Genomic DNA, 1423 nt, shown 5'->3' with positions numbered 1-1423 from the left:
TTCAAAAAACGACTTGTTAAAAAACGACTTAAATTCCTGAAAAACGACTTTAAATATTAAATTTTCAATAGATTTATTTATAAAATAATAAAATCATGTTTATTTAAAAATTATTATTTAAAAGTATGAACTAGATTTTTTATTTTTAACCTGGATTACGCATCAGGAATCGTTGTGAAACAATATTTTTCAATAAAATCAAATGCTCACGAAATTTTTTGAATAAAATCTATGTTATATTTCAAAATTTAAAAAATGAGACATCGAAGATAGATAAATTCCAAAAAACAATAACAAATTATAAATAAAGTGTATAAATCTGCCACAGCGGATGAAGTTGAGTAGATTATTACTGCGTAATCTGGGATTATTTAACTTCTGTAAATGACGGAAACGTTTATAAAACCTATTCAGAAATTCTGACTGTAGGTGTCATTTTGATTACAGAACAACTTACATAAAAGGAGCAATTGTTATCGAAATATTACCTTTCAAGGTGGGCGATGCTCTTTTTTTTCAAGGAATAAAAAACTATTTAGCAATTGCTAATTTGACCTACAAATATGCAATTTCCACCGATTTGCAAAGTCATCTAGAAGCAGTTTACGGCAGTTCGCTGCAAGAATTTATTAACGATTGGGTTTACGGGCAAGGCTACCCGAGTTACTGCCTAACCAGTCAAAAAATTTCTGATGCTCAAACTAAATTTCAAGTTTTTACAAAATAAACAATCAAACCCAAATTTTACTTATTTTGAAATGCCAGTCTCAATTCGTGTTTTGGAGACAGAAGGTCAAGTTCAAATTTTATATAGAAAACATTCCTTTTGATGTAGTTTTTATAATTTTTTATCCAAACAAGCACTTAATTTCTAAGGGAAACATTAATAATGTACTAGCACCAGCTTTGGCAAATGAAAATTTCGATTTGAATGAAAATATTGTTGTTGCACCTAATCCAACCAACGATTTTGTTAATATTATTGTGCCAAGTTTTGTTAAAATCGAAAGAATATCAAATTACAACACTTTAGGTCAAAAAGTTACAGAAAGCACTACTGGAACCGTTTTGTAAATGATATATCAAACGGAATTTAAAATTTAGAAGTTAATACTTCGGGAGTAATGATTCATAAAAAATTCATAAAAAACCAAAACCTTTAACAGATGTAGTATAAATTAAGGCGAAAACCTTACTTTTGCTTTTTAAAAAGAAATTAAAAACAATTAATGGGAACACTTATTCAAATTGCACAATTAATTTTGTGCTTGTCATTTTTAGTAATACTTCACGAACTAGGTCATTTTATACCAGCTAAATATTTCAAAACCAAAATAGATAAATTTTATTTATTCTTCGATCCATGGTTTTCGTTATTCAAAACCAAAATTGGCGAAACCGAATATGGAATTGGTTGGTTGCC

Annotated in this window: 2 protein-coding genes and 1 pseudogene; all 3 read left to right on the top strand. The window is 28.1% G+C overall.

The features are described 5' to 3' along the window. Positions 1-427 precede the first annotated feature (427 nt). A pseudogene (locus tag RMO83_RS17005) lies at positions 428-727 on the top strand (M1 family aminopeptidase); the annotation flags it as partial. A 47-nt stretch (positions 728-774) separates the two neighbouring features. Next, positions 775-1074: a hypothetical protein gene (locus RMO83_RS08200; RefSeq protein WP_310559193.1), complete on the top strand. Its 300-nt coding sequence runs from the start codon at positions 775-777 to the stop codon at positions 1072-1074. Positions 1075-1229: 155 nt separating this feature from the next. Further along, positions 1230-1423, top strand: a 194-nt coding sequence (locus RMO83_RS08195) for a site-2 protease family protein (RefSeq protein ID WP_310559192.1), incomplete at its 3' end; no start/stop codon positions are given.

It is taken from the genome of Flavobacterium sp. (assembly GCF_031423415.1).
In the GTDB taxonomy this organism is placed as follows: domain Bacteria; phylum Bacteroidota; class Bacteroidia; order Flavobacteriales; family Flavobacteriaceae; genus Flavobacterium.
This window is presented reverse-complemented; position numbering and strand designations above follow the sequence as displayed.